The organism is Thermococcus camini (assembly GCF_904067545.1).
GTDB classification, from domain to species: domain Archaea; phylum Methanobacteriota_B; class Thermococci; order Thermococcales; family Thermococcaceae; genus Thermococcus; species Thermococcus camini.
The window spans coordinates 861,530-884,372 of record NZ_LR881183.1 but is presented as its reverse complement, the minus strand read 5'-3'; the positions used below and the strand labels follow the sequence as shown (position 1 = coordinate 884,372).

24 protein-coding genes are annotated in these 22,843 nt (G+C 56.6%); 16 read left to right on the top strand and 8 right to left on the bottom strand.

What is annotated here, in order from left to right:
* Positions 1–118: 118 nt before the first annotated feature.
* Together TIRI35C_RS04765 and TIRI35C_RS04760 are read right to left on the bottom strand one after the other, a co-directional pair.
* Positions 119–1,114 (bottom strand): M42 family metallopeptidase, encoded by a 996-nt coding sequence (locus TIRI35C_RS04765; protein ID WP_188201942.1) that lies wholly within the window; start codon positions 1,112–1,114, stop codon positions 119–121.
* 10 nt (positions 1,115–1,124) lie between these two features.
* Positions 1,125–2,126 carry a 2-hydroxyacid dehydrogenase gene (locus tag TIRI35C_RS04760; protein WP_188201941.1) on the bottom strand — a complete coding sequence of 334 codons (1,002 nt, stop codon included), beginning with the start codon at positions 2,124–2,126 and terminating at the stop codon, positions 1,125–1,127.
* Positions 2,127–2,250: 124 nt separating this feature from the next.
* Here TIRI35C_RS04760 and proS point away from each other — a divergent pair, with 124 nt between their 5' ends.
* Complete coding sequence (gene proS, locus TIRI35C_RS04755) at positions 2,251–3,699, top strand: proline--tRNA ligase (protein ID WP_188201940.1); 1,449 nt, start codon at positions 2,251–2,253, stop codon at positions 3,697–3,699.
* A 56-nt stretch (positions 3,700–3,755) separates the two neighbouring features.
* Here proS and TIRI35C_RS04750 read toward each other — a convergent pair whose 3' ends face one another.
* Positions 3,756–4,151 (bottom strand): pyrolysin, encoded by a 396-nt coding sequence (locus tag TIRI35C_RS04750; RefSeq protein WP_188201939.1) that lies wholly within the window; start codon positions 4,149–4,151, stop codon positions 3,756–3,758.
* 91 nt (positions 4,152–4,242) lie between these two features.
* On the opposite strand from TIRI35C_RS04750, the gene TIRI35C_RS04745 reads away from it, so the two are divergent.
* The 4 genes from TIRI35C_RS04745 to TIRI35C_RS04730 all read left to right on the top strand — a co-directional run bounded on the left by TIRI35C_RS04745 (position 4,243) and on the right by TIRI35C_RS04730 (position 7,830).
* Positions 4,243–5,856, top strand: a complete 1,614-nt coding sequence (locus tag TIRI35C_RS04745) for a carbamoyltransferase family protein (RefSeq protein WP_188201938.1) — start codon at positions 4,243–4,245, stop codon at positions 5,854–5,856.
* Positions 5,857–5,896: 40 nt separating this feature from the next.
* Complete coding sequence (locus TIRI35C_RS04740; RefSeq protein WP_188201937.1) at positions 5,897–6,124, top strand: AbrB/MazE/SpoVT family DNA-binding domain-containing protein; 228 nt, start codon at positions 5,897–5,899, stop codon at positions 6,122–6,124.
* The gene (locus TIRI35C_RS04735) at positions 6,112–6,513 is read left to right on the top strand and encodes a PIN domain-containing protein (protein ID WP_188201936.1); all 402 of its coding nucleotides are present in this window, start codon (positions 6,112–6,114) and stop codon (positions 6,511–6,513) included. The genes TIRI35C_RS04740 and TIRI35C_RS04735 overlap by 13 nt, the downstream gene beginning before the upstream one ends.
* 147 nt (positions 6,514–6,660) lie before the next feature.
* Positions 6,661–7,830: a pyridoxal phosphate-dependent aminotransferase gene (locus TIRI35C_RS04730; protein WP_188203032.1), complete on the top strand. Its 1,170-nt coding sequence runs from the start codon at positions 6,661–6,663 to the stop codon at positions 7,828–7,830.
* Positions 7,831–7,833: 3 nt separating this feature from the next.
* Here TIRI35C_RS04730 and TIRI35C_RS04725 read toward each other — a convergent pair whose 3' ends face one another.
* Genes TIRI35C_RS04725 through TIRI35C_RS04715 form a run of 3 tightly spaced genes read right to left on the bottom strand, consistent with a single transcriptional unit; the run spans position 7,834 to position 9,905 of the window.
* Positions 7,834–8,490: a metallophosphoesterase gene (locus TIRI35C_RS04725; protein WP_188201935.1), complete on the bottom strand. Its 657-nt coding sequence runs from the start codon at positions 8,488–8,490 to the stop codon at positions 7,834–7,836.
* A gap of 12 nt (positions 8,491–8,502) precedes the next feature.
* Entirely contained in the window at positions 8,503–9,360 is an 858-nt protein-coding gene (locus TIRI35C_RS04720; RefSeq protein WP_188201934.1) for a M48 family metalloprotease, read from the bottom strand.
* The gene (locus TIRI35C_RS04715) at positions 9,357–9,905 is read right to left on the bottom strand and encodes an adenylate kinase family protein (RefSeq protein WP_188203031.1); all 549 of its coding nucleotides are present in this window, start codon (positions 9,903–9,905) and stop codon (positions 9,357–9,359) included. Before TIRI35C_RS04715 ends, TIRI35C_RS04720 begins: the two co-directional genes overlap by 4 nt.
* Before the next feature lie 131 nt (positions 9,906–10,036).
* Between TIRI35C_RS04715 and TIRI35C_RS04710 the strand changes: the two genes are divergently transcribed.
* Positions 10,037–10,258 carry a hypothetical protein gene (locus TIRI35C_RS04710; RefSeq protein ID WP_188203030.1) on the top strand — a complete coding sequence of 74 codons (222 nt, stop codon included), beginning with the start codon at positions 10,037–10,039 and terminating at the stop codon, positions 10,256–10,258.
* Between the two features lie 68 nt (positions 10,259–10,326).
* Here the strand turns inward: TIRI35C_RS04710 and TIRI35C_RS04705 are convergent, their stop codons facing one another.
* Positions 10,327–11,544, bottom strand: a complete 1,218-nt coding sequence (locus TIRI35C_RS04705) for a methionine adenosyltransferase (protein WP_188201933.1) — start codon at positions 11,542–11,544, stop codon at positions 10,327–10,329.
* Positions 11,545–11,871: 327 nt separating this feature from the next.
* Between TIRI35C_RS04705 and TIRI35C_RS04700 the strand changes: the two genes are divergently transcribed.
* From TIRI35C_RS04700 to TIRI35C_RS04680, 5 genes are all read left to right on the top strand, one after another.
* Positions 11,872–12,519: a translin family protein gene (locus TIRI35C_RS04700; protein ID WP_188201932.1), complete on the top strand. Its 648-nt coding sequence runs from the start codon at positions 11,872–11,874 to the stop codon at positions 12,517–12,519.
* A gap of 81 nt (positions 12,520–12,600) precedes the next feature.
* Positions 12,601–13,128 (top strand): endonuclease V, encoded by a 528-nt coding sequence (locus TIRI35C_RS04695; protein ID WP_188203029.1) that lies wholly within the window; start codon positions 12,601–12,603, stop codon positions 13,126–13,128.
* On the top strand, positions 13,125–13,763 hold the full coding sequence (locus tag TIRI35C_RS04690) for a DUF120 domain-containing protein (RefSeq protein ID WP_188201931.1): 639 nt from the start codon (positions 13,125–13,127) through the stop codon (positions 13,761–13,763). The genes TIRI35C_RS04695 and TIRI35C_RS04690 overlap by 4 nt, the downstream gene beginning before the upstream one ends.
* Complete coding sequence (locus TIRI35C_RS04685; RefSeq protein WP_188201930.1) at positions 13,760–14,296, top strand: hypothetical protein; 537 nt, start codon at positions 13,760–13,762, stop codon at positions 14,294–14,296. Before TIRI35C_RS04690 ends, TIRI35C_RS04685 begins: the two co-directional genes overlap by 4 nt.
* A 41-nt stretch (positions 14,297–14,337) precedes the next feature.
* Complete coding sequence (locus TIRI35C_RS04680) at positions 14,338–14,547, top strand: PRC-barrel domain-containing protein (RefSeq protein WP_188203028.1); 210 nt, start codon at positions 14,338–14,340, stop codon at positions 14,545–14,547.
* Here TIRI35C_RS04680 and TIRI35C_RS04675 read toward each other — a convergent pair whose 3' ends face one another.
* Entirely contained in the window at positions 14,548–16,011 is a 1,464-nt protein-coding gene (locus TIRI35C_RS04675) for a DHH family phosphoesterase (protein ID WP_188201929.1), read from the bottom strand.
* A 114-nt stretch (positions 16,012–16,125) separates the two neighbouring features.
* Here TIRI35C_RS04675 and TIRI35C_RS04670 point away from each other — a divergent pair, with 114 nt between their 5' ends.
* The 5 genes from TIRI35C_RS04670 (at position 16,126) to TIRI35C_RS04650 (ending at position 22,795) form a co-directional block, all read left to right on the top strand.
* On the top strand, positions 16,126–17,823 hold the full coding sequence (locus TIRI35C_RS04670) for a DUF2226 domain-containing protein (protein WP_188203027.1): 1,698 nt from the start codon (positions 16,126–16,128) through the stop codon (positions 17,821–17,823).
* 173 nt (positions 17,824–17,996) lie between these two features.
* Positions 17,997–18,866 carry a DMT family transporter gene (locus TIRI35C_RS04665; protein WP_188201928.1) on the top strand — a complete coding sequence of 290 codons (870 nt, stop codon included), beginning with the start codon at positions 17,997–17,999 and terminating at the stop codon, positions 18,864–18,866.
* 280 nt (positions 18,867–19,146) lie between these two features.
* Positions 19,147–19,719: a CBS domain-containing protein gene (locus TIRI35C_RS04660; protein WP_188201927.1), complete on the top strand. Its 573-nt coding sequence runs from the start codon at positions 19,147–19,149 to the stop codon at positions 19,717–19,719.
* A 117-nt stretch (positions 19,720–19,836) separates the two neighbouring features.
* A complete protein-coding gene (locus TIRI35C_RS04655) occupies positions 19,837–21,681 on the top strand; it encodes an ABC transporter substrate-binding protein (protein ID WP_188201926.1) in 1,845 nt (614 codons plus the stop codon).
* Positions 21,682–21,775: 94 nt separating this feature from the next.
* Positions 21,776–22,795 carry a hypothetical protein gene (locus TIRI35C_RS04650; protein ID WP_188201925.1) on the top strand — a complete coding sequence of 340 codons (1,020 nt, stop codon included), beginning with the start codon at positions 21,776–21,778 and terminating at the stop codon, positions 22,793–22,795.
* The last annotated feature ends 48 nt before the right edge of the window (positions 22,796–22,843 follow it).

Genomic DNA, 22,843 nt, shown 5'->3' with positions numbered 1-22,843 from the left:
GTTCGCTTCCTTAAGAGTGCCTGACGGCAAATGAGCGCGAACCTTACCAAAGGCGATCATTTCTTAAACACCCCTACGAGCTTCTTCGCATTTTCTGCTCATAGCTGACTCATAGACCTTACATCTCCAGTGTTATCGCCTCTATGAGCTTTATCAGCGCCTCAAGGTCGGCCAGATGAAGGGTCTCGACCTCGCTGTGGATGTACCTTATCGGAACGCTCAGAGCCAAGACCTCGCTCCTGTCCTGGAAGACCGACGCGTCCGTTCCGCCGCCAGTAACGCCCACCTGGAGAGGGATGCCGTTCCTCGACGCTATCTCGGCAACCTTTCTAGCGAGCTTCCTCGTGTAAATCGCGGAGTTATCTACGGCCCTTATTACCGCTCCCCCGCCGAGCCTTACGTCTCCGGTTATCTCACCGCAGCAGGCGAATGAATCGACGGCAAAGGCGTACTTTGGGGTGTAGTGCTCCGCCAAGAACTTTGCTCCCTTGAGGCCTATCTCCTCCTGGACGGTGAAGGCGAAGAGCCACTTTCCATCGAGGTCGTGGTCAACGAGATCCTTTATCGCCTCAACCAGAGCAACGACTCCAAAACGGTCGTCCAGAGAGCGCGTAGAAATATAGCGGTTATTAAGAACCGCGAAGTGCTTCTTGAAGACCGCGTAGTCGAGAACCTTAACGCCGAGGGCTTCCGCCTCCTCCCTGCTCTCGGCGCCGATGTCTATGACCAGCCTGCTCCAGGGGACCGTGTCGAACTTCCTTTCAAGGTTCAGGTGCACCGGAAGTGCCCCGATAACGCCGTCGAGCTTCCCGTTTTCGGTAATTACCTCGAAGTGCCTGCCGTAGAGGAGCCTATCGTCTATTCCACCGATTTTCCTGAAGGTAAGCTTTCCGTCAGGCCTTACACCCGTTATCAGGAGCCCTATCTCGTCCATGTGGGCCATGAAGATGCCCTTGAGCTCACCCTCACCGAGCTCAACGACGAGGTTTCCAATGGTGTCAACCGTATAGTCGGCGTATGGCTCAAGCCACTCAGCTATCTTTTCCCGGATCCTTTCCTCGTAGCCCGAAATACCGGGGATCCCGGTTATTTCCCTCAGCTCCTCAACAAGCATCACGACCACCTTAAAGCATCTTAACGTCCTCTGGGGAGCGTATCTCAACCACCTCACGGTTCACGAGCGCCTCCGGGACCTCCCCCCTGAGAACGGCGAGTAGGTTTCTAACCGCCTGGAAGCCCATATCCTCCATGGCCTCCTTTGAGAGACCCGCGTAGTGAGGCGTTAGAACGGTCTCCCACTCGTGCTTAAACAGCTCGTGTTCCTGAACTGGCTCGTTTTCAAAGACGTCCGTTGCGTAGCCCTTTAGTTTACCCTCTTTGAGGGCCTTCACGAGGGCCTTCTCGTCTACCAGCGTCCCGCGCCCGATGTTGACGAGGTATTTGCCTTCAAGGAGCTTCAGCCTCTCCTCGTTGATGATGTGGTACGTCTCCGGTGTGGACGGCAGGGCCAGAATCACGATATCGCTTTCCCGCAGAACATCTTCAAGGGGCTTGTAGATAGCTCCGACTTCCTTTTCAATATCGGGCTTCCTTGACCGGGACCAGTAGAGTATCTCCGTCCCCATGGCCTTCATTCTCCTCGCTATGGCCTTTCCTATGGCACCCATTCCGAGAATTCCTGCCTTTTTTCCATAGACCGTTTCTATGTCCCTGAATCCGCTCCAGACGGTTCTGTGGGAGTCCCACTTCCCGGCACGGATGAACCTGTCTGAGTAGGTTATCTTCCTGAGGAGCGCTATGGTCAGTCCAACGGCAAATTCCGCAACGGCCTCGCTCAGGACACCAGCAACCTTGGTGACGTATATTCCCCTCTCCGTTGCGGCCTTAACGTCAACGTGGTCGTAGCCGGCGGAATGACAGCTTATCACCTTTAACCGCTCGGCCCTCTCGATGACTTCGCGCGGAAACCTGTTCAGCGGGGAGATTATGACGCCATCAAACTCTTCTATCCTTTCTTTGAGCTCATCGACGCTTGGATACAGGATGAACTCGACGTCTGCGTACTTCTTGAGTTCCTCAACGGGCTTGCTCTTCATCTTAAAGAGAACGGCCACCTTCGGCCTCATGGTATCACCTTAAGATGCTTATCGAAACGGCCCTAATAAGGTTTTTGCATGGGTTCGTCAAAAATCCGAGCCGCCACCGGGAAAACTTAAAAACTTTTCCGGTTTCTCCCTTTAGGTGGTGTAGATGGGTAAGGTGGAGAGGAAGAAGTGGAGCGAGGAGTTCAGTGAGTGGTACAACGAGCTTATTGAGACCGCTGGAATCCAGGACAAGCGTTATCCCGTCAAGGGAATGAACATCTGGCTCCCGTACGGGTTGAAAATCATGAGGAGCATTGAGAGATTCATACACTCCGAGATGGAGAGAACGGGCCACGATGAGGTTCTGTTCCCGGCGCTCATCCCCGAAACCGAGTTCCAGAAGGAAGCCGAGCACATAGCCGGCTTTGAGGGGGAGGTCTTCTGGGTTACCCACGCGGGCCACGATCCGCTCGATATCAGGCTGATCCTCAGACCAACGAGCGAGACCGCTATGTACTCGATGTTCTCGCTCTGGATACGCTCTCACGCGGACCTTCCCTTCAAAGTTTACCAGATTGTCAACACCTACCGCTACGAAACGAAGCATACAAGGCCCCTCATCCGCGTCCGCGAGATAAGCAGGTTCTTCGAGGCCCACACCGCCCACGACAGCTTTGAGGACGCGGAGAGACAGATAAAGGAGGACCTCGAGATATTCGACAACCTCGCGAGGTTCCTTGCGATACCGTACATAATCTCCAAGAGACCTGACTGGGACAAGTTCCCCGGCGCCTACTACTCCCTCGGCGCCGAGGTCATGATGCCCGACGGCAGGACGCTCCAGATTGGAACCATGCACAACTATAGACAAAACTTCGCGAAGGCCTACAACATCCAGTACGAGACCGAGAGCGGGGACCACGAGTACGCCCACCAGACCACCTTCGGAATGAGCGAGCGCCTTTTGGCGGCGGTCATAGCCATACACGGAGACGACAGGGGAATGGTTCTGCCTCCCACAATAGCTCCGATACAGGTGGTTATAGTCCCGATTCCCAAGAAGGACGCCGAGGCTGACGTCTTCGCCTACGCGGGGGAGATAGCGGAGGAGCTGAGGGCAGCGGGAATAAGGGTTCACATCGACGAGCGCGACATAAGGCCAGGCAGGAAGTTCTACGACTGGGAGCTCAAGGGAGTTCCCCTTCGCATAGAGGTCGGCCCGAGGGACGTTGCCGGCAGGAAGGCCGTTCTTGCGAGGCGCGACACCCTTGAGAAGCTCGTGGTGGGGCGCGAGGGAATCGTCGAGGAGGTCAGAAAGACCCTGGACGCGATCCACGAGAACCTCCACAAACGCGCCGAGGAGTTCCTTGAGAGCCACATAAAGCGCGTCGAGACCATAGAGGAGGCCAAGGCTGTCTTCGAAGACAGACGCGGCATTGTTGAGATCCCCTGGTGTGGCGAGGAGAGTTGCGGTCTTGAGATGGAGGAAGCCCTCGACGCCAAGATGCTCGGAACGCCCTACCCAGAGGAGAAGGCCAAAGCCCCTGAGGGCAAGAAGTGTCCCGTCTGCGGCAGGGAGGCCAAGTTCATAGCAAGGTTCGCGAGAACCTACTGAGCCCCCAGCCCCAGATTTTTCTTCTGATTTTATCATAAAAGGAGCAAAAAGAAGGATCAGGCGTTCTGGGATTCGAGCTCCTTGAGGGCCTGCTCGAGGACGTCAACGGCCCGGCTGGCGTAGATGTATGCCTTCCTTATGTGGACGCTGAAGACAACCCAGCTGAGGGTTCTGGTGTCCTTGGGGATGCCGTAGGTGAGGGCCTGGTCGTACTGGGCGGTGGCGTTGTTGTAGAGCTCAAGAGCGAGGGTGAGGGTCTCGTTGCTGACGTTCATCTGAACGCTGAGGTTGTAAAGCTCGTTGAAGGTCCTCTCCTTGTCCTGGTAGAGGTAGTACCAGGCCACGGACTGCTTGATAAAGTTCTTGTAGCTCCAGGTGGTAGCGCCCGCGGCCCCGGCAAATGGAACCAGAGCCACCATCAAAACCGCGAGGAGTGCAGCAACTCTCTTCATGGTTCCACCTCCTTCAAATGTATTCATCGAGCGGCATTTTTAAATTCTTCCCTCCCCTAACGTTTAAAAAACGAACATCGAACGAACCACCATGATACTCGGAATCCACGACGGTCACGACGCCGGTGCGGTGCTGATAGACGGCGGAAGGATATTCGCGGTAAATGAGGAGAGGCTGAACAGGATCAAGAAGTACCGCGGCTTCCCAGGGATGAGCGTGGCGAAAGTCCTCGAAATGGCAGGGGCATCGCCGGAGGATGTGGAAGCCATAGCGGTCGCTGGCATATTCAGGAAGCAGAAACGCCTGCTTGAGCTGGAGGAGAACCTCAGGGGAATATTCGGAGCAGACTTCAAGAAGAAAGTCATCTTCGTCGAGCATCACCTGGCCCACTCCGCGAGTGCCTACTACACCTCCGGATGGCGTGATGCCCTCGCAGTAAGCATAGACGCCGCGGGAGACGGGCTGAGCTCCTCAATTTATATTGCGAGAGACGGCGAAATGATCAGGATAGCCCAGAGTACTTATCTCGACTCCCTCGGCGACTTCTACGCCTCCGTTACCGAGCTTTTGGGATTCAAGCCGATGAGACACGAGGGCAAGGTTATGAGCCTGGCCGCATACGGGAAACCCTCTTACGACCTTAGCTCAATAATAGAACTCAGCGGGCTGAGTTTCAACAACCATCTCGGAGTAATTGGAGTCGAAGCGACGAGGAAGCTCGCAGAGCTCTTTGATTACCCCCTCAGACACGCCAGAGAGATAGCCCTTCAGATGAAGAGGGGAAGGCTTGAGGGCAAGCTCCAGAAAAAGGCCATAGAGATAGCAGCGAGTGCTCAGGCACACTTAGAGAAGCTGATGGAGGAGCTGGGGTTGAGGCTGAGGTCTAAGAGCTTTCCCCTTGCCTACGCAGGTGGAGTTGCCCAGAACGTCAAGGCCAACGCCGTGCTGAGGCACATCTTCGGGGACGATAACCTGTGGGTCTTTCCGGCGATGGACGACGGCGGTCTGGCCTTCGGCGCCGCGGTTTTTGTGAAGGCCCAGTTCGAGAGGCTCGACGGGAAGTGGAGGCCCTCCAGACTGGAGCACGTTTACCTCGGCCCGTCCTACAGGAGGGAAGAGGTTGAAGAGTTCCTGGCGAGGGAGGGCGTTGAGTTTGAGGAGATAGATAATGTCCCGAGCCTCGTTGCAGATGCTCTCGTTGATGGGAAGCTCGTTGGCTTCTTCCAGGGGGCGATGGAGTTCGGACCGAGGGCCCTGGGCAACCGCTCGATTTTGGGGGACCCGAGGAACGAGGGGATCAAGGAGAGGCTCAACGTGGCTTTAAAGCGCGACGTCTTCCAGCCATTTGCACCTTCGCTGCTCTGGGAGAAAGCCGAAGGATACCTTGAAGACCTTGGCGGAAGACCAAACGAGTTCATGACCATGAGCTACACGGCGAGCGAGGAGTTCAGGGAAGTTGCCCCCGCCGTTGTCCATGTGGACGGTACAACGAGGCCGCAGGCTGTGAGGAGGGAAATCAACCCCGTTTACTACAAGGTAATCAAAGCCTTCGAGCGGGAGACAGGCCTGGGCGCGATTCTAAATACCAGCTTCAACATGCACGGTGAGCCGATAGTCTGCTCACCTGAGGATGCGCTGAGAACGTTCCAAACGGCCGGACTGGATGTCCTGGTGGTTGAAGGGTTCGCGGTGTGGAAAGGTTAATATAGTACGCTGACAAATCTACTACGAAGGTGAGCCTCCTATGAACGTTACCAAAGTAACCCGAAACTACCAGATAACGATTCCGGCGGAGATTAGAAAGGCGCTCGGAATAAGGGAGGGGGAGCTCCTCGAAGTTCACCTTGAAGGCGACAGGATAGTCCTGAAAAGGCTGGAGAGGAAGAGAAAGAGGCTCAGGATTGGAAGAAAACTTCCTCCGGAGGAAATAGAGAAGGCCATCGAGGAGGGCATGAAGGAATGCATGGAGTGATAGATACCAACGTCCTCATCTATGACACATTCGAGGACTCGGAGTTTCACATAGAGGCCGAAAAAGTTCTGGAGTCCCTCGATACGTGGTATATACCCCCGATAGTCCTTCAGGAGTTCGTCTGGTTCTTCAAGAACAACGGGTTTTCCGTTGATGAGACGCGGGAAGTTCTGAGGGGATACCTCGATGACCCGAGGTTCAGAGGGCTTAAAGATGATCCCGAAATCGTGAGGAGAGCCCTTGAGTTGCTAAAGGCTGAGAAACTTTCACTCTCCCGCTTCAACGACGCCATGATTTTAGTCCGTGCCATTGAAAAGGGCGTTTTAATAACGTTCGACTCCAAGTTCAGGAAACTGGCCAGAAGGAGGGGTGTTAAAGTCCTCCCGTAGGGCGTCACGAGCTTTATGGGATCTGTGTTAGAGTTGCTCTCTCAATGACCCTTTAGGTTCTTTCATGCTATTTTCAGCACTTCGATGAACATCTTTTCGTTGAGGTAAAGTTATAAACATTGTCCCTAAGGAAGAGCGGTGATGCTTATGGCGCTGAGCGACAGGCTGGAACTCGTCAATCCTTCTGAGATCAGGAAGCTCTTCGACCTCGCCCAGGGCGTTGAGGGTCTCATCTCACTCGGAATCGGCGAACCGGACTTCGATACCCCCGAACATATCAAGGAGTATGCCAAGGAGGCCCTTGACAGGGGAATGACCCACTATAGCCCGAACGCGGGAATCATGATGCTCCGCGAGGCCGTATCAGAGAAGCTCAGGAAGCAGAACGGCATCGAGGCTGACCCGAGGAGCGAGATAATGATCCTCGTGGGCGCCAACCAGGCTTTCATTCTGGGCCTCGCCGCGTTCCTCAAGGAGGGCGAGGAGGTCCTCATTCCGAGCCCGATGTTCGTCAGCTATGCCCCGGCCGTCATTCTGGCGGGCGGAAAGCCCGTTGAGGTGCCGACCTACGAGGAGAACGAATTCAGGCTGAGCGTGGACGACCTTGAGAAGCATGTGAGCGAGAAGACCCGCGCGCTCATCATCAACAGCCCCAACAACCCGACTGGAGCAGTTCTCACCAAGAAGGATCTCGAGGAGATAGCAGATTTCGCCGTTGAGCACGACCTCATCGTCTTCAGCGACGAGGTCTACGAACACTTCGTCTACGACGGCGTCAAGAACCACAGCATAGCCTCTCTCGACGGCATGTTCGAGCGCACGATAACCATAAACGGATTCTCCAAGACCTTCGCCATGACCGGCTGGCGCCTCGGCTTTGTCGCGGCCCCCTCCTGGATAATTGAGAAAATGGCGCGCTTCCAGATGTACAACGCCACCTGTCCCGTTACTTTCGCCCAGTACGCGGCGACGAAGGCCCTGAAAGACGAGCGCAGCTGGGAAGCCGTCGAGGAGATGAGGCAGGAGTACGACCGCAGGAGGAACCTCGTGTGGAAGAGATTGAACGAGATGGGACTTCCGACGGTTAAGCCCAAGGGAGCGTTCTACATCTTCCCGCGCATCAGGGACACAGGTCTGAGCAGCAAGGAGTTCAGCGAGCTGATGCTTAAGGAGGCAAGGGTCGCGGTTGTTCCGGGAAGCGCATTCGGAAACGCCGGCGAGGGCTATATCAGGATAAGCTACGCGACGGCCTACGAGCAGCTTGAAGAGGCCATGGCCAGGATGGAAAAAGTTCTGAAGGAGAAAGGGCTGGTCTGAGGCTTAAAGCCGCTCCAGCTCCACACCATCCACCCTCTTCTTTTCCACATCATAGTCCACAACGGCGTAGTACCCCCTGAAGAGGGGACCCGGGTTCACGATCACTGTTCCGCCGATTCTATCGACGCTCCTCGCCTCGTGGATGTGGCCGGTGAGAACGAGCGGGGGTTCTTTCCTCTCTATAAACCCCCTCAGTGCGGGACTTCCCACGTGGAGGCCCGAATGAACGCGGTCTGCATTCGTATCTTTCGGGGGTACGTGGGAGAGTATCACGTCCCCGTCGCGGTAGTTCCGCTCCAGAATTCCTTCAATTTCGTCCTCCGTGAGCTCCCAGAACGTGCGGAACGGTGTTATGTTTGAGCCTCCGATGCCGGCGATTCCAACGCCCCCGATTTCAACGTGCCTGTCGTGGGCCCATATCCCTATCCCCTCCAGAAACGAGGGAACGTCCTGCCCATCGCAGTTGCCGTGAACCGCAACCACGGGCCTCTTCAGCTCCAGTAGGGGGGTCAGGACCTCGCGGGCCCTCTCAGCACCTCCAAAATGAGTTAGGTCTCCCGCCACCGCCAGGATGTCAAAGTCCATCCCACGAAGGACCTCCACGAGCTTTCCAACCTTGCCCCGGTTTCCGTGGATGTCCGTGATGGCCACGATCCTCACGTTACCACCTCCTCACGAGTACGCCCCTGTCTCCTCCGCCAGCTTCATAAGCCTCTCGACGCGCTTTCCCGTTTGAGGGTGGGTGGAGACTAGGTCCGCAAACTCCCCGCGGTACGGGTTCACGATGAAGAGGGGGGCGGCGGCTAGATTTCCGCACTTCATCGGCCTGAACGAGATTGCGCGTTCCATTTTTAACATGGCGCTGGCGAGGGAAAGGGGCCTGCCGCTTATCTCCGCCGCCATGGCGTCCGCGCGGTACTCAAGCTCCCGACCCAGTACAAAATGCAGTATCCCCGCGGCAATGGGTGCAGTGAGCATGAGGCCACCCCTGTAATCCCCAGCCCCCCTCCCGACACTGTCCGCGGGATGGATGAGAGCGTCCAGCCAGTAAGCAAATCCCACCACCGAACCCACCATCACGACGGTGAGGGTCTGAATGGGGGTTTCACCGGAGAGTATGTGGGCGATCTCATGGGACATGACCGCCTCAAGCTCGTCTGACTCGAGGGTGTGGAGGATGCCGTGGGTGAGAACGATAACGCTCCGCTTCTGGTTGCCTCCTGTGGAAAACACGTCTGGGGTGCCCGTTGGAATCAGGGCAAGGTCCGGGGTCGGGATCCCGGCGCGGGAGGCGAGGCGCTCGGCGATTTCGTAGATGGATGCGTAATCCCGTCTGGGAAGAATCCGGGCCCTGTACCACCTGAGCACAAGTTCATCACCATACATGTACATCCAGGAATGAACCACAACAGAGAGAACCTGTGCCCCTATCAGGCCGGGAATCCCGAAGATAAAGTAGCCCGCAGCGGAGAAGAGCCACGTAACAAACGCAATCACGAGAATAACCTTGAGCCATAGGAGAGCGCTCACATCCGACCACTCCCCAGCCGCAGGTATGGCAGCACCTCGTCATACACGCCGCTCCAGTCAACGATTCCGAACCGCCTTTTAATTCCCCTTTCAAGGAGTTCGGATATCTCCTCCACAACCTCGCCGGGAGTCTTTCCAGTCGTGTCAATCTCCAGAACGTTCTCGTTTTCCTCGAGGGCCTCGACCAGGATGACATCCACCAGCTCCGCCTCGACGTTCTCGGCGAGCTTCTCCCTCGAGTAGCCCCGCTCCATCAGTCTCCCAACAACGAGCTTGGGATTGGCACGGAGGACTATTACGACGTCCGCCGGTACAAAGTGGCTGAGGTGGCCGTCTATCACAACATCCCTCCCGTGAAACTCCCGTGACATGGCTTCGGCCAGTTCATCGACATCTATCTCCAGCTCCTCGCCCACCATCTCGCCGATACCCCGCTCGAAGGCGAAGTCTTTGACGCTCACGTACTCGTAGCCAAGCTTCTCGCTGAGGAGCTTTGAAACCGTGGTTTTACCTACTCCCGGCGTTCCGGTTACCGCTATTATCATCCACGCTTCACCGGGTGCGAGATACGCGCTGGGGCTTATATCCTTGTCTTCCGTCGATTGCCGAATGTACATGTAGCATTTATCGAAAACCTTATAAGGACCGGGAGCGCCTAAGAGTTTAGGTGATATCTATGGAGAGGTTGAAATCCACCCTACTTCAGAAGAGGCTTGAGGTTGTTAAGAAAAGGAAGGAGCTCCTCGCCCTTGAGGAGGCCCGCCTCGTGAGGATGGCCCGCCAGAAGAAGGCCGCCGCTTCCCAGCTTGCGAAGGTCAAGAAGGAGAAGGTCGCCATAGCCCTCGAAGAGGCGAAGCTCATAAGGGTCCTCAAGCAGAGCGGCTACCCTGCCGTCTGAGGCTTCTTCCAAAACTTTTAAACTCCCGATCCGATCTCAGGCTTAGAAAACTTTGAAAGAGAAAAGGATCAGAAGACGTTGAGCTGGTCGTCGAGAATCATCTTCTGTATCTTCGTTATGTCGGCGAGCCAGGCGTCGGCTATCTCATAGGCCGGCTTCTGGATGGTCTCGAGGCTGTAGCCCTTCTTCGGGATAACCTGAACGCTCGCGACGAGCGGCTCGTCAATGGGCTTGCCTATCTGGCTGAGTATCCTGACGTAGACCTCTTCCACTCCCTCAACCTGCTCGGCGATGTCGCTGGCGATGAGCATCGAGAGGAGGTTGTATATCTTTCCAACGTGGCTGACAGGGTTCTTTCCGGCAGCAGCCTCCATGCTCATGTGCCTGTTCGGGGTGATGAGGCCGTTAACGCGGTTGCCCCTTCCAACGCTACCGTCGTCTCCAGCTTCCGCACTGGTTCCGGTGACGGTTATGTAGTAGATGCCTTTCTCCGGGTCGTCGGCGGTGTTGACGTAGATGTTGACCTTCCTCTCGGTGTGGGCCTCGGCGACGCCCTTGGCAGCCTCGTAGATGGCCTCCTTAACGGCCATGTACTCGTCCGGACCGGCAACCTCGCTGTCCACCATGGCGGCCGCGATGGTGATGTCTATCTCATCGCCCTTCCTGAGGCCCATGACCTTGATGTCCTCACCAACGGCGGGGTACTTCTTCTTAAACTCGTCGCTGTTGAGGAGCTTCTCGGTCTCGTAAACAATCCTCTCGGTCTCGCTGAGAGGAGCGTAGCCGACTCCAAAGCTGGTGTCGTTGGCGAGCGGAATCGGGGTTTCCTTGGCCTTGTTGAAGACACCGACAAGGTCCACACTGCCCTGTCCGATGCGGGAGTCGATGACGACGTGGTTCTCAAGGTCGAGGTGCCTGACGGCCTTCTTGAGGTACTCGCGGGCGGCTTTAATGGCAACCTCGTGAACCGGGAAGAGCTCGCGGTCAACGATCTCAACGGCCCTTCCGGAGAGAAGGATGTATATCGGCTTGATGACCTCACCGCCGCCGAAGCGCGGGTAGGCCTTTCCACCAACGACCTCCACCTGGTCGGTGTTGTGGTGGAGGATGATGCCGTACCTCTTCACGTACTCCCTGCTGAGCGCCCTGCTGACGGCCTCGGCTATGCCGTCAGCAATGCTGTCAGGGTGGCCTATTCCCTTCCTCTCAACGAGCTCGACCTTCTGCATCTCAACGGGGGTCCTCATAAGCTCCTCAACAACTATGTTCCTGACCTTCTCAGCCATGAGCGTCACCTCTCAGGGTTTGTATGGTCGGGTCTGTGCATCCATTTATATACTTTTCGGCATGAATTCGAGAGCCGAATATTCCTGTCAGTTATTTATCCCGAAACCCTTAAAATTTTCCCCGAAAATAATTCGTACGAGCATCCGACGACGCCCGGTGGCCCGGTCCCGGGAGCGTTCGGGCAGCGATGAGCGGGTGCGACGATGCCGGGCGGACAGGGCTCGCCCTCCGGACCGCCGGAGGACGCCGTCCGGCCGCCGATGATGGATGGAGATGGGCCGAGCCCACATTTTTAACCCCTTTGTCGAACTTCTTCCGGTGAGATCATGGAGCTGAAGAAAATAATAGCCGAGATTAGAGAGGTTCTCGATGAGAAGGATTCGCTCAGGGAGGAGGCGTTGAGACTGACGAGGGAGATAGTCAGGATGAGCGGGGACACGATAAAGGCCCTGCACAGGGGGGAGATTGGGGAGGCTGAGAAACGGCTGAGACTCGTCCGCGAGAAGGTCGAGGAGCTGCGGAGGAAGCTGAAGGATCACCCAGACCTCTACCACACAGGCTACGTCCAGAACGCCCATCAGGAGTTCGTTGAGGCCAGCCTGTTCTTCGCGTACATGACCGGAAAGGACTATCCCTCGCCGGGAGAGCTTGGCGTGCCCCACGCCGACTACGCCCTCGGTATCGGGGACTTCATAGGTGAACTCAGGAGGCACTTCCTGCTGCTCCTCCTCGACGGGAGCCTCGAAGAGGCGGAGAGAACCTACCGCACCATGGAGAAGACCTACGAGGAGCTGATGACGCTGGAATATCCAAAGGGCCTCGTAAACGTAAGGGGAAAGCAGGACCAGGCAAGGAACATCCTTGAAAGGACCCTCGAGGACCTTATGAGGGCAAAGCTGAGCAGGAGTCTGGAGATAAAGCTCGATCTCGCGGCAGGAGTGCTGGAAAAACGGGAAGACGGGGCAAACGGATGAAATGATCACATAAAAATATAATTCGGTGATTATGTGGTTGCAGAATTGCAAGAAAAACTTGAGAGGATCGCCGCGGCCCAGATGAAACTCGCAGGAAGGGTCGTGGAGAGACCCGTTGACCCTGATAGTGTGCAGGTTGTCGCCGCAGTAGACGTATCGTACAGGGAGAACCGGGCAAGGGCGGCCCTAGTTCTCTGCACCTTCCCCGACTGCGAGGTTCTGGGCTCAAAAACAGCCATGGTCGATGTCACGTTCCCGTACATTCCCACATATTTTTTCCTGAGAGAAACCAGGCCGGTTCTCCTGGTGCTCCGTGGTGAGGAGTTCGATGTTCTACTCGTCGAAGGACATGGAAGGGCGCACCCGCGCGGCTACGGACTGGCTTCCCACATCGGTCTGCTGGTCGGACGGCCAGCCATAGGCGTTGCCAAAGGGCCGCTGAGGGGTGCGCCGGAGGGCTCGTTCAGACGGATGGGAAAAGCTTATGTAAGCGTCGGCCATTTAATCGACTTGGAATCCGCAGTGAGAATCATTGAGCCGCTGCTCGAGGGGGGTTATCCCAAACCGCTCAGGCTCGCTGACAGACTGTCGAAGAGGGAAACGCTATGAAGAGGATAAAACTGCTCATCCTGCTGGCCAGAAGGGGGGCTATTGGAGAGAAGGTCAAGGTGACGCTGAGGGATCTGGGCGATGAGCTCGGGGTTTCCCCGCAGTCCGTTCTGAGGCTCCTCGAGGACATGGAGGGGGAGGGATTCATAGAGAAGTCCGTCGAGGGGAAGAAAACATACGTCGAGATAAGCCCCAACGGTCTGGCCTTTCTGGAGGAACTCTGCGATGCCATATCGGGCGTTCTTTACAACGGCGTTATAATCGGCGAGGTTATCTCTGGAATAGGGGAAGGGGCATATTACGTAAGGCAGTACTCCCAGTTAATCGAGGAGTACCTGGGCTTCAAACCGTATCCAGGAACGCTGAATATCCGCGTTATCTTCCCGAGGACGGTGTTTGATGCCCTCTGCGGCGTCAGGCCGGTCATCCTTCCGGGATTCGTGAAGGATGGAAGGACCTTCGGAGACGTCAAAGCATACCGGGTTAGGATAGGGGACGCCGAGGGTGCAATAGTTATCCCCTCGCGGACGGTCCATCCACCGAAGATAGCGGAAATAGTGGCCCCTACCTACCTCAGGGAGAAGCTGAACCTTCAGGACGGCTCAAAGATAACGATAAAGGTCGTGAAATCATGAACCTGCGGGATGTAAACTGGAGGTCGCTCCTTGCCTGGGCAGGGGTGGGTTCGTTCATAGGCTTTGCGGTAGCGGTGGCCATGTACTCGCCCGGGGCTGGAAACGAGGGGTTCGTGTATCTGATATACGTCGGCCTGCTCGCGGGAGTCCTGCTGGGCCTCAGATACCCCGCTAACGTCGGGGCCTCTGCATACGCGTTCCCCATGGGGTTCCTGGCCACTTCCCTGCTGGCGGGTCTGTGGACGGTAAGGGACGTCGGCCCCTCAGGGGCGTACGCATTCATAGCCGTCGTCATGGCGGTCATGATTATCGTTGGCCCCTCCAGCTACCTGGACATGTTCCTCGTCCCGCTCAGTTACTTCGGTGGCTTCGCCGTGGCAATGCTGGTCTTCAAAGGGTACGAACCCCTCCAGGGCACTGAGGGGGCCGTTGCGAGCCTGTTCGTCGTTGGGGTCATGGGGGCAGTGCTGGCGTTCTTCGCGGTATTTGCAAGGTGGGCCTTTGAGGTGGCCAGGAGCATTCCCAGGAGGTAACGTTTAAATACGTCCACCAACAACCTATTCCGGTGATTAAAATGGTGATGCGCCTCTCAAAGCTCTACGGGAAGCAGATATACAACACCAGGGGCTACTACGTCGGCTACGTCGACGAGATTCTGATCGATATTGACCGGGGCCAGGGAAAGGTGCTAGCCCTTGGACTGCCGGGTGAAAAGGTCGGCGTGCCCTACAACAGGGTTACCGCGATAGGTGATATAATACTCGTAAAGGCAAAAGAAGAGTGATCAGCCTTCTTTAACTTTTAGCGCCTCCAGGAACTTCTCCGTTATGGCCTCCTCCGCCAGCCTGAGGAGCGAGCCCTTGTCCTTGGCAAGCTTGAAAATTCCAAGCGGGATTCTCGCCCCACCCGACTGGGAGTGGCCGCCACCGCTTCCTATGTCGCCGAAGGCCTCCCTGAGGACCGCCCCGATGTTCACCCTGACGTCGCGGGTCCTGGCGGAAATCTCTATTCTGTCGTCCACTATGCCAAAGACAAGGACCGTGGTTATGCCCTCCAGGCGGAGGAGAAAATCTGCTGACTCCGCTATGGCGTCGCGGTTGGTGATGAAGCCCACGTTGCTGACGACAACGTTCTTGTAGATGCGCCTGTTCATTATTGCCTTCGCCAGTATCTCCGCCGTCTCGGTGCTTATGTCCGGGTGCTCTATCTTGTCAAGGAGCTCGTAGTCCACCTTGCCCGCCAGGAACTCGATGGCCCTGAGGTCGACATGGCTCAGCTTGGAGAACTTCTTGGTGTCGATGTAAATGCCGTAGAAGAGGGCGGTGGCCATGAGGGGAGACAGGGAGATGTTGAGCATCCTGAGGTACTCGGCGAGGATCGCGGCGGAGGAGTGGACATCGGGCCGTATGTCGAGGAACGCGTCCTCGGGGATGAGTTCCTGAAGGTGCTGGAGTATCTGGTGGTGGTCGATGAGTATCTTTATCTTCCTGTAATCTGACTGATCAAGGGTCGTGAGGTTTCCGTTCGGCTGGCAGTCCACGAGGGCTATGAACGGGTAGCGCTTCAGCTCGTAGGAGCCTCTGGAAACCTTCCTGAGGTCGACGCCGAGCAGGTTCACGAAGGCCCTGTTCTCGTGGTGCGCTATCTCGCCGCCGTAGACTATCTGGGTCTTGAAGCCGAGGGTCTGGGCTATGACGCTCAAGGCCGTGGCGCTGGCTATTGCGTCAGGGTCGGGGTTGTCGTGCATGACTATCAGAAGGGAATCTGCCTGGTTCCTGAGCTCCTTGAGCTTCCTGACGAGTAGGTTAGCGTTTTTCCGCTCGCCGATCCTCTCGACCGTTCTGATCAAGGCCTCTTTAAGGGCGTTCCTGGGCGAGACTGCGTAGTCAACCTTAACCTCCGCCTCGTACTCCTCGTTTATCTGGGAGACGAGGTCATCCAGGCCAACATCGTCGGGAAGAACCGTAACGATCGGCACGTCTTTGTTGTTGGTCCTTATCACGTAGACGGTTTTTCTGATTACATCAACGTTCATTGTGGTTATTATGACGAGCTCGGCTTTGTCAACTCCCGCCTTCAGGAGGGTGGCGGTGTATGAGAAGTCCCCGTTGATGACCTGGAACCCGCTCTCCTCAAGGGCCTTGGCACGGATTTCATCCTTCTCTATAACCACCACCTCAAACTCCCCTCTCAGGGATTCGGCTATCGCACGGCCGATTGCCCCGCCTCCGAGTACCAGCACCCGCATGTTCCCCACCTTTTTGCACAATAATGTTTAAATACAAGCGCCGATATACTAGGACGGTGAATTCCTCTCTGGGATTTTTTGGCTGAGGGATATATATAGCTAATGGTGATGGATATGCAGCTGCCAGACAAGGGGCCATTCATGGAGAACGTGGTAGCAACCTCCGCAGGGGAGCTGGGAGCGCTCATTCAGAAGGCGCTTTCCCAGGGCAACGGGGCTTTTCTAAAGATATTTGCCAGGAGCGCAGAAGGTAAGTACTACATAACCGTCCTCCTTGACAGGTCAAAGGTGCTCGCAGCGGAGTGCCTCGTGGTTGACACGAAGCAGAACCTCTCGGGAGAGGAAGCAATCAGGGTGCTGAAGTCATCCGTTGGCAAACCAATGGTCGTTGACGTTTATACCCTCGATGAACTCGAGCTCAAACTGTCCGTGGCGGATAATATCGACGCATACACTCAGACCCCAAAAGTCCCGCTGGATGAACTCTTCAAAGTCCCCGGCGAGGGGCCTCCCGCAGAGCCCGCAAAGAGGGAGGAACCCGCTGAGAGGGGGGCAGCGATGGCAGCAACGGTGGGAGCCGCGGTGACCTCCCAGCCCCTGGCGGTGGAGGCAGAAAAGCCCAAGCCCGCCCCAACCCCTGCGGGGAAGCCCGAGGTTGTGGTCAACCTGACCGGTGGGAGCATACCTGAGAAGGCATTCCAGGTCTATGCAGAGGACCTCCTCAAGGAGGCCAAGAGGATAAAGGGTCTTACAATAAACAGAATAGAGTTCGATGCCAGCGTGGGAGAGGGCGTTGTCTATCTTAACGTCCACATCCACGGAAACTCCACCGGCGATTCAAGGGACATAGAAGTGGCGGAGAAGAGGATGCTCCACGCCGTTAGCAAGTACGCCCCCGTTCTCCTCAGGGAGGCCGAGATAAAGCCGATAATTAGGGATGTGGGCATAATCATCGACGGCCAGGAGCTCAAGCCCCAGGAGATAGTGGACAGGGACAAGAAGAAGACCGGAAACGTCACAAAGGACGGGAGGATTTCCCTGTCCGTTCTTGAGGACGTGTGGCCGTACTTCAGCGCCTACGCCAGGACCGTTGTGACGGAGATAGAAAGCGCGGGGATAAAGATCGACAAGGCCCACTTCGACATCAGGGGCCGGAAGGAGTTCGAGATAAACCTGTCCCTCGTGGTTGAGACCGGTATGACCAAGGATTCCGTCCAGAGAATAGTCAAGGACATCCTGAACAGGCACGCAAGGGAGCTCGGAAGAAGTCTGAAGCGCTATATAACCGTTCACAGCATAGAGGTTGAAACGGTGTCAAAGGCGAGTGTCTCAGGTTCTGCAGCTGTCCCTGTGGCCGTTGAGACCAGCGGCAAGGCCGCGGAGATAATCGCCAAGAAGGAACTCCTGGAGAAGGAGGTCGAGCAGCTCCTTAAACAGGCTGGAATAGATGAGCTCTCCGTCCTCACGGAGGAAAAGAAGAAGGAAAGCGAGGAAACCATGCTGAAGAGCCGCATAGAACCCGCAGTGGAGACCCTAAAGAACAGGGTTCACGCGGAGCTCAAGCTCGTCCCGCGCGTCACGTTCAAATGGCTCAAACTCAACCACGAAATCAAGGGTTCCACCGTTTACGTTGATATCGAGGCCAGCTTCCTCAGGGAAAACGTTGGAGGCCTCTTCGGTTCGTTCTCCGGAGTCTCCGACGAAAAAATAAAGCAGGACATAGCGGCGACGATTCAGCGGGTCATCAAGGACGTGTCCAGGGAGTACGGAATCGCGATCAACATGCGGAGATTGAACATAATCCTCCGCTGATTCCTTTTTTCTATTGCATTCACGAATCAGCACTCAAGATCGTCATCATCCTGACGTCAGATATGCCGAGGTCATCATCCATTCCAATTCTGCGGGAGGTTTAATAACTTTGACGGCATTTCGTCGAGCATCTAAACGCTAAGTTTTTAAACTAAGTACCCGCCCTCATCAACATGGACGGCTTAATCCTCGGAGTCTTGGCGGCGCTGGCATCGGCATTCTCGTGGGCGGCATCGACGATACTGATAAAAGCCGGAATGCGGGACAAGAGCCCGGTGGCAGCCAACATATTCCGCCTCTACGCCGTCTCAGCGATGTTTGTGGCCATCTTCCTGATAAACGGCACCTTCTCGAAGGTCGCCGAGCTGCCGGCAAAGCTGCTCGCGGTCGCGTTCATCTCCGGTGCCTTCGGCTTCGTCATAGGCGACTACTTCTACCTCAACGCCCTCAAGATGATGGGCGTCTCAAGAACCGTCCCGATAACCTCCACCTACCCGCTGTGGGCCATACTGTGGGCCTTCCTCTTCCTCGGGAGAGATGTAAGTGCCCAGATAATAGTGGGCGCCGCGCTGGTGGTTTCCGCGATAGTGGTCGTGAGGAAGGCGGAGGAGGAAGAGAGGATAAACCCAAAGGGATTTCTCTTCGCGATCTTAGCCCCAATCTCATGGAGCTTCGCGATACTCACCATGGACTGGCTCACAGGTTACGTGGACGTGCTCACACTCGCGGGGATAAGAATGATGTTCGCGGCCCTGGCCGTGTCGCTGTTCCTGCCGAGGTACGCGGGTGAGCTGAGGAGGATAACCCTCCGGGAAGCGCTCCTCCTGACCGGCGCCGCGGCCACCGGCCTGCTCCTCGGGCAGTACCTCTTCGTCTACTCGATAAACCTCGTGGGCTCCCAGATATCGGCCCCCGTTTCGGCTATAAACCCCATAATAGCCTCCACCCTGGCGATATTAGTCCTCAAAGAACCGCCCAACAGGAGGATACTCGAGGGACTGATCCTGGCAGTTCTCGGGGTAATACTAATCTCCACCGGCTGAGGCTCAGGTTTTTAAGGTGGTCGGTCATAGAACAAATCGCCGACAGTGAGGGGACAATGCGTCTCCTCATGGGCTCGGTCAACCCGCCTCCGCGAGGCACCGGGTTCCGTGAGCGGAGCGTGCTCACGCCGAGCCCACAGGGCCGGGAGCATCCACCCGCGCGAGCGAATGAACGCGGGCCTCTGTACCCGGCCCACAATTCGATGCACTTCTGAGGAAGGCTTATAACCGGGAGGGCGGGAGTTAGTTTCTGAGAAGCCGACATAATCGGTGGTTATTTATGGTGATAATTCCCCGACCGATAGAACCGCAGGAGATAAGGCGAATTCGCAAGGAGCTCGGAATAACCCAGGAGGAGCTTGCGGAGAAGGCAGGGGTCACGCAGGCGTACATCGCCAAGCTGGAGACCGGAAAGGTGGACCCGCGACTCTCGACCTTCAACCGAATCCTCCAGGCTCTGCTCGAGTGTAAGAAGGCCCAGCTGACTGCGAGGGACGTCATGTCATCCCCGGTTCTCTCAGTCAAACCCTACGACAGCGTTGAGAACGTTATAAAGCTCATGAACGAACACAACATATCCCAGATTCCGGTCATAGCGGGCAACAAGGTCGTTGGCTCCGTCACGGAGAGAACCCTCGTCAGGCAGAGCCTCGAGTACGAGGACATCTACGACCACAAGGTTATGGAGGTCATGGAAGAGCCGTTCCCGATAGTGAACGAGGACGAAGACCTGGAGGTCGTCAAGTACCTCCTGGAGGAGCACCCAGCTGTTCTCGTCCAGAACAGGGAGGGCAGGATAACCGGCATCATCACGCGGGTGGATATATTCAGGATAGGGAAAGGCCGCGGCTGAGTTTCCCGCGCAGGCAACTTTACGTTCCCCTCTTCTAACCTCCGTGGCAAAAATATCCAACAACTTTATATACCCCCAGCCAAACCAGTGATGGACAATTAATCCAGGTGATGAGCAATGAAGAGAACCGCCCTTCTGCTCCTGGTGCTCCTCATCGGAGCCGTCGTTGCCTCGGGCTGTCTGAACGGTGGAGGGACATCAACCACTCCGAGAACGACTCCCAGCACTACCCCGAGCAAGACTCCAACCGAAACGACTACCATACCCACCGAGACCGAGAAGCCGTACTATCCAATAACCGTAACGGACTTCGCCAACAGAACCCTCACGATTGAGAAACCCCCTGAGCGCGTTGTGACGCTGGCCCCGAGCATCACAGAGGACCTCTACTACCTCGGTCTCTTTGACAGAGTCGTTGGGGTTACGGACTTCGATGATTTTCCAGCAGGAGTTGCCAACGTCACCCGCGTGGGCGGTTACGGCCAGTACGCCAACCTTGAAGTGATAGCATCGCTCAACCCAGACCTGATACTGGTGGACAGTTACTCCATGACGATCCTCGAAGACCTCCAGAGGATAGCCCCTGTTCTCGTGGTCGATCCACACAGCATCGATGACATCCCAAGGGCCGTCGACCTCTTAGGCAGAGTCTTCAACGCCGAAGAGGGGGCAAAGAGGACAACCGCAGAGTTTCAGGCGGGGGTAGAGGAGATAAGCTCGGCGGTGAAGGACGAGCCCAGGCTCAAGGTCTTCTACGTCGTCTGGAACAACCCGCTCATGACCGCCGGCGGCGGAACCTTCATAAGCGACGTCATAAAGCTCGCAGGGGGAACCAACATCTTCAACGACACCACCGGCTGGCCGACGGTGAGTCCCGAGCAGGTCATCGAGCGCGACCCGGACGTCATAATCCTCACCCCTCACTGTGGCATGACCGTCCAGGACGTCTACAACGGCCCGCTCGCCGGCACCAGCGCCGCGAGGAATGGAATGGTTTACATCATCGAGAACGAGAACGACCTGATACACCCGAGCCCGCGCGTCGTCAGGGGCCTTGAGACCGTTGCCAGGCTCCTCCACCCGGAGGCCTTTAAGGTCGAGTACCCGCTCACCGTGACCGACTTCGCGGGCAGGGAGGTGACCATCGAGAGCGAGCCTATGAGAATAGTCACCCTGGCTCCAAGCATAACGGAGGGCCTCTTCTACATAGGTGCGGGCGACAAGGTCATCGGGGTTACCGACTACGATGACTTCCCGCCGGCGGTTAGGAACATCACCAGGATAGGCGGCTACGGCAAGTACGCCAACCTCGAGGCCATAGCATCGCTCGAGCCGGACCTCATTCTCGCGGACGGCTTCTCGCTGGAGATACTCGGGAGCCTGGAGAAGATAGCGCCGGTCGTCGTAATTGACCCCAAGAACCTAAGTCAGGTCTACGACGCCCTTGAGCTCCTCGGAAGAGTAACCAACCGCGAGGAGGGCGCGAGAGCGGTCGTAGCCGAGATGAAGGCCAGAGTAGCCTACGTCACTTCCATGGTCTCAGACCAGCCAAAGGTCAAGACCTTCTTCCTCCTGAGCTATTACAACGGCTACTGGACCTCTGGCAAGGGAACCTTCATCGATGACCTCATAAGGCTCGCGGGCGGCGAGAACATCTTCGGCGATGTGAGCGGCTGGGGAGCGGCGAGCGAGGAGCAGATAATAGCCAGGAACCCCGAGGTCATAATAATCTCACCCAACGCGGGAATAAAGCCCGAAGACCTCTGCTCCGGCCCCCTCGCGGAAGTCGATGCGGTGAAGAACAGAAGGGTCTACGTCCTCAGCGACGAGAACCTGGTCGTGAGGCCCGGGCCGAGGATAGTGCACGGGCTGGAGGAGATAGCGGAGTACCTCCACCCCGACGTCTTTAACCTTCAGCCCCAGCCCCTGGCCTGCAACGCAACGGCCGAGACCGGGGGCTGAACCTTCCACTTTTCTTCTTTGTCCATGAATGCCATAACACATTCCCGAGGTAACTGTTTTATACTCGAATGCACATAACACCAACGGTGATACCATGCGGGCGATCGAATCGCTCGACTCGATTAAACTCGACGAACTGCTTGAGAGGCTCGGAGACATGGGGAACAAGCTTCTTCTCGTTAGGGCGTCCGGGGAGAAGATTCTCCTCCACGGGGGCGGCAGGATTGTGAAGAAATACACCGAACCCCCTGAGAAGCTGAGAAACGTCGAGATAGTAGAACTGGATAAGTTCGAGTTTCTCGACCACCTCCAGGAAGACGAATCCCGGGACACCCCGACGGTGGTGGAGTTTTCATACTCCCTCGAAGCCCCGAGCGACGTCTACCTGCGCCTCGAGGAAGCCCTCCTCAAGGCGGTGTCAAGGGCCTACAAGACCCTCGGTGTTGCCGTTGGACAGGCCGAGCTGAAGGCTTCCGTGAGGTACGGCGCAACCGGCAGGGACATACTCCTCGTTAGGGGGAACGTGGAGGCGTTCTCGACCGGTGAAGTGGAAAAAACCAATCTGGCGCGGGTTCTGTCAGAGGCAATATCCCGGGAGACCGGCTTCGACACCAGGGTTGTGATAAGGGAGCTCAGCCTGACCAGAACCCCCGGAAAACCCGTGCTGAAGGTGCCAGTGGCGAGGACTCACGTCAGGGGAGGAAGGGTTCTCGAGGTGCCCCTCGGTGGAAAGGACACCGCGGCGATAAACAGGGAGAAGGTGGAGGCGGAGGTCGAGAGAATACTCCGTGAGGCGGGGATAGGAGAGCTCGCCGGAAAGCTCAAGGAGGGCGGTGGAAAGGGCGTTTCGGCAAGGGCGCTGGAAGCGTTCCTCCTGGAGAGGCTTTCCGGGACCGAGGAGGTCAAAGTGAATTGGGTCCGGGTCTCTCCAGCAGGGAACGGTGAATTCAAGGTCGCCATTGGGGCCTCCAGGAGGTCGAAGTCAAGGAGCGACGTTGAAATAGCAGAGATGACTGGGAAAAGCATAGTGGCCGCTGAAAGGGAGGGTAGGGCCAGGGGTCTGGCGTTTAAGGTTTTCTCGGCGTTCCTTGTGCTGGAGGAGGACATCTATTAGGTTCAATAACGTTAAAAGCTCCCTCTCCTATTTTCCCACGGTGGGAGC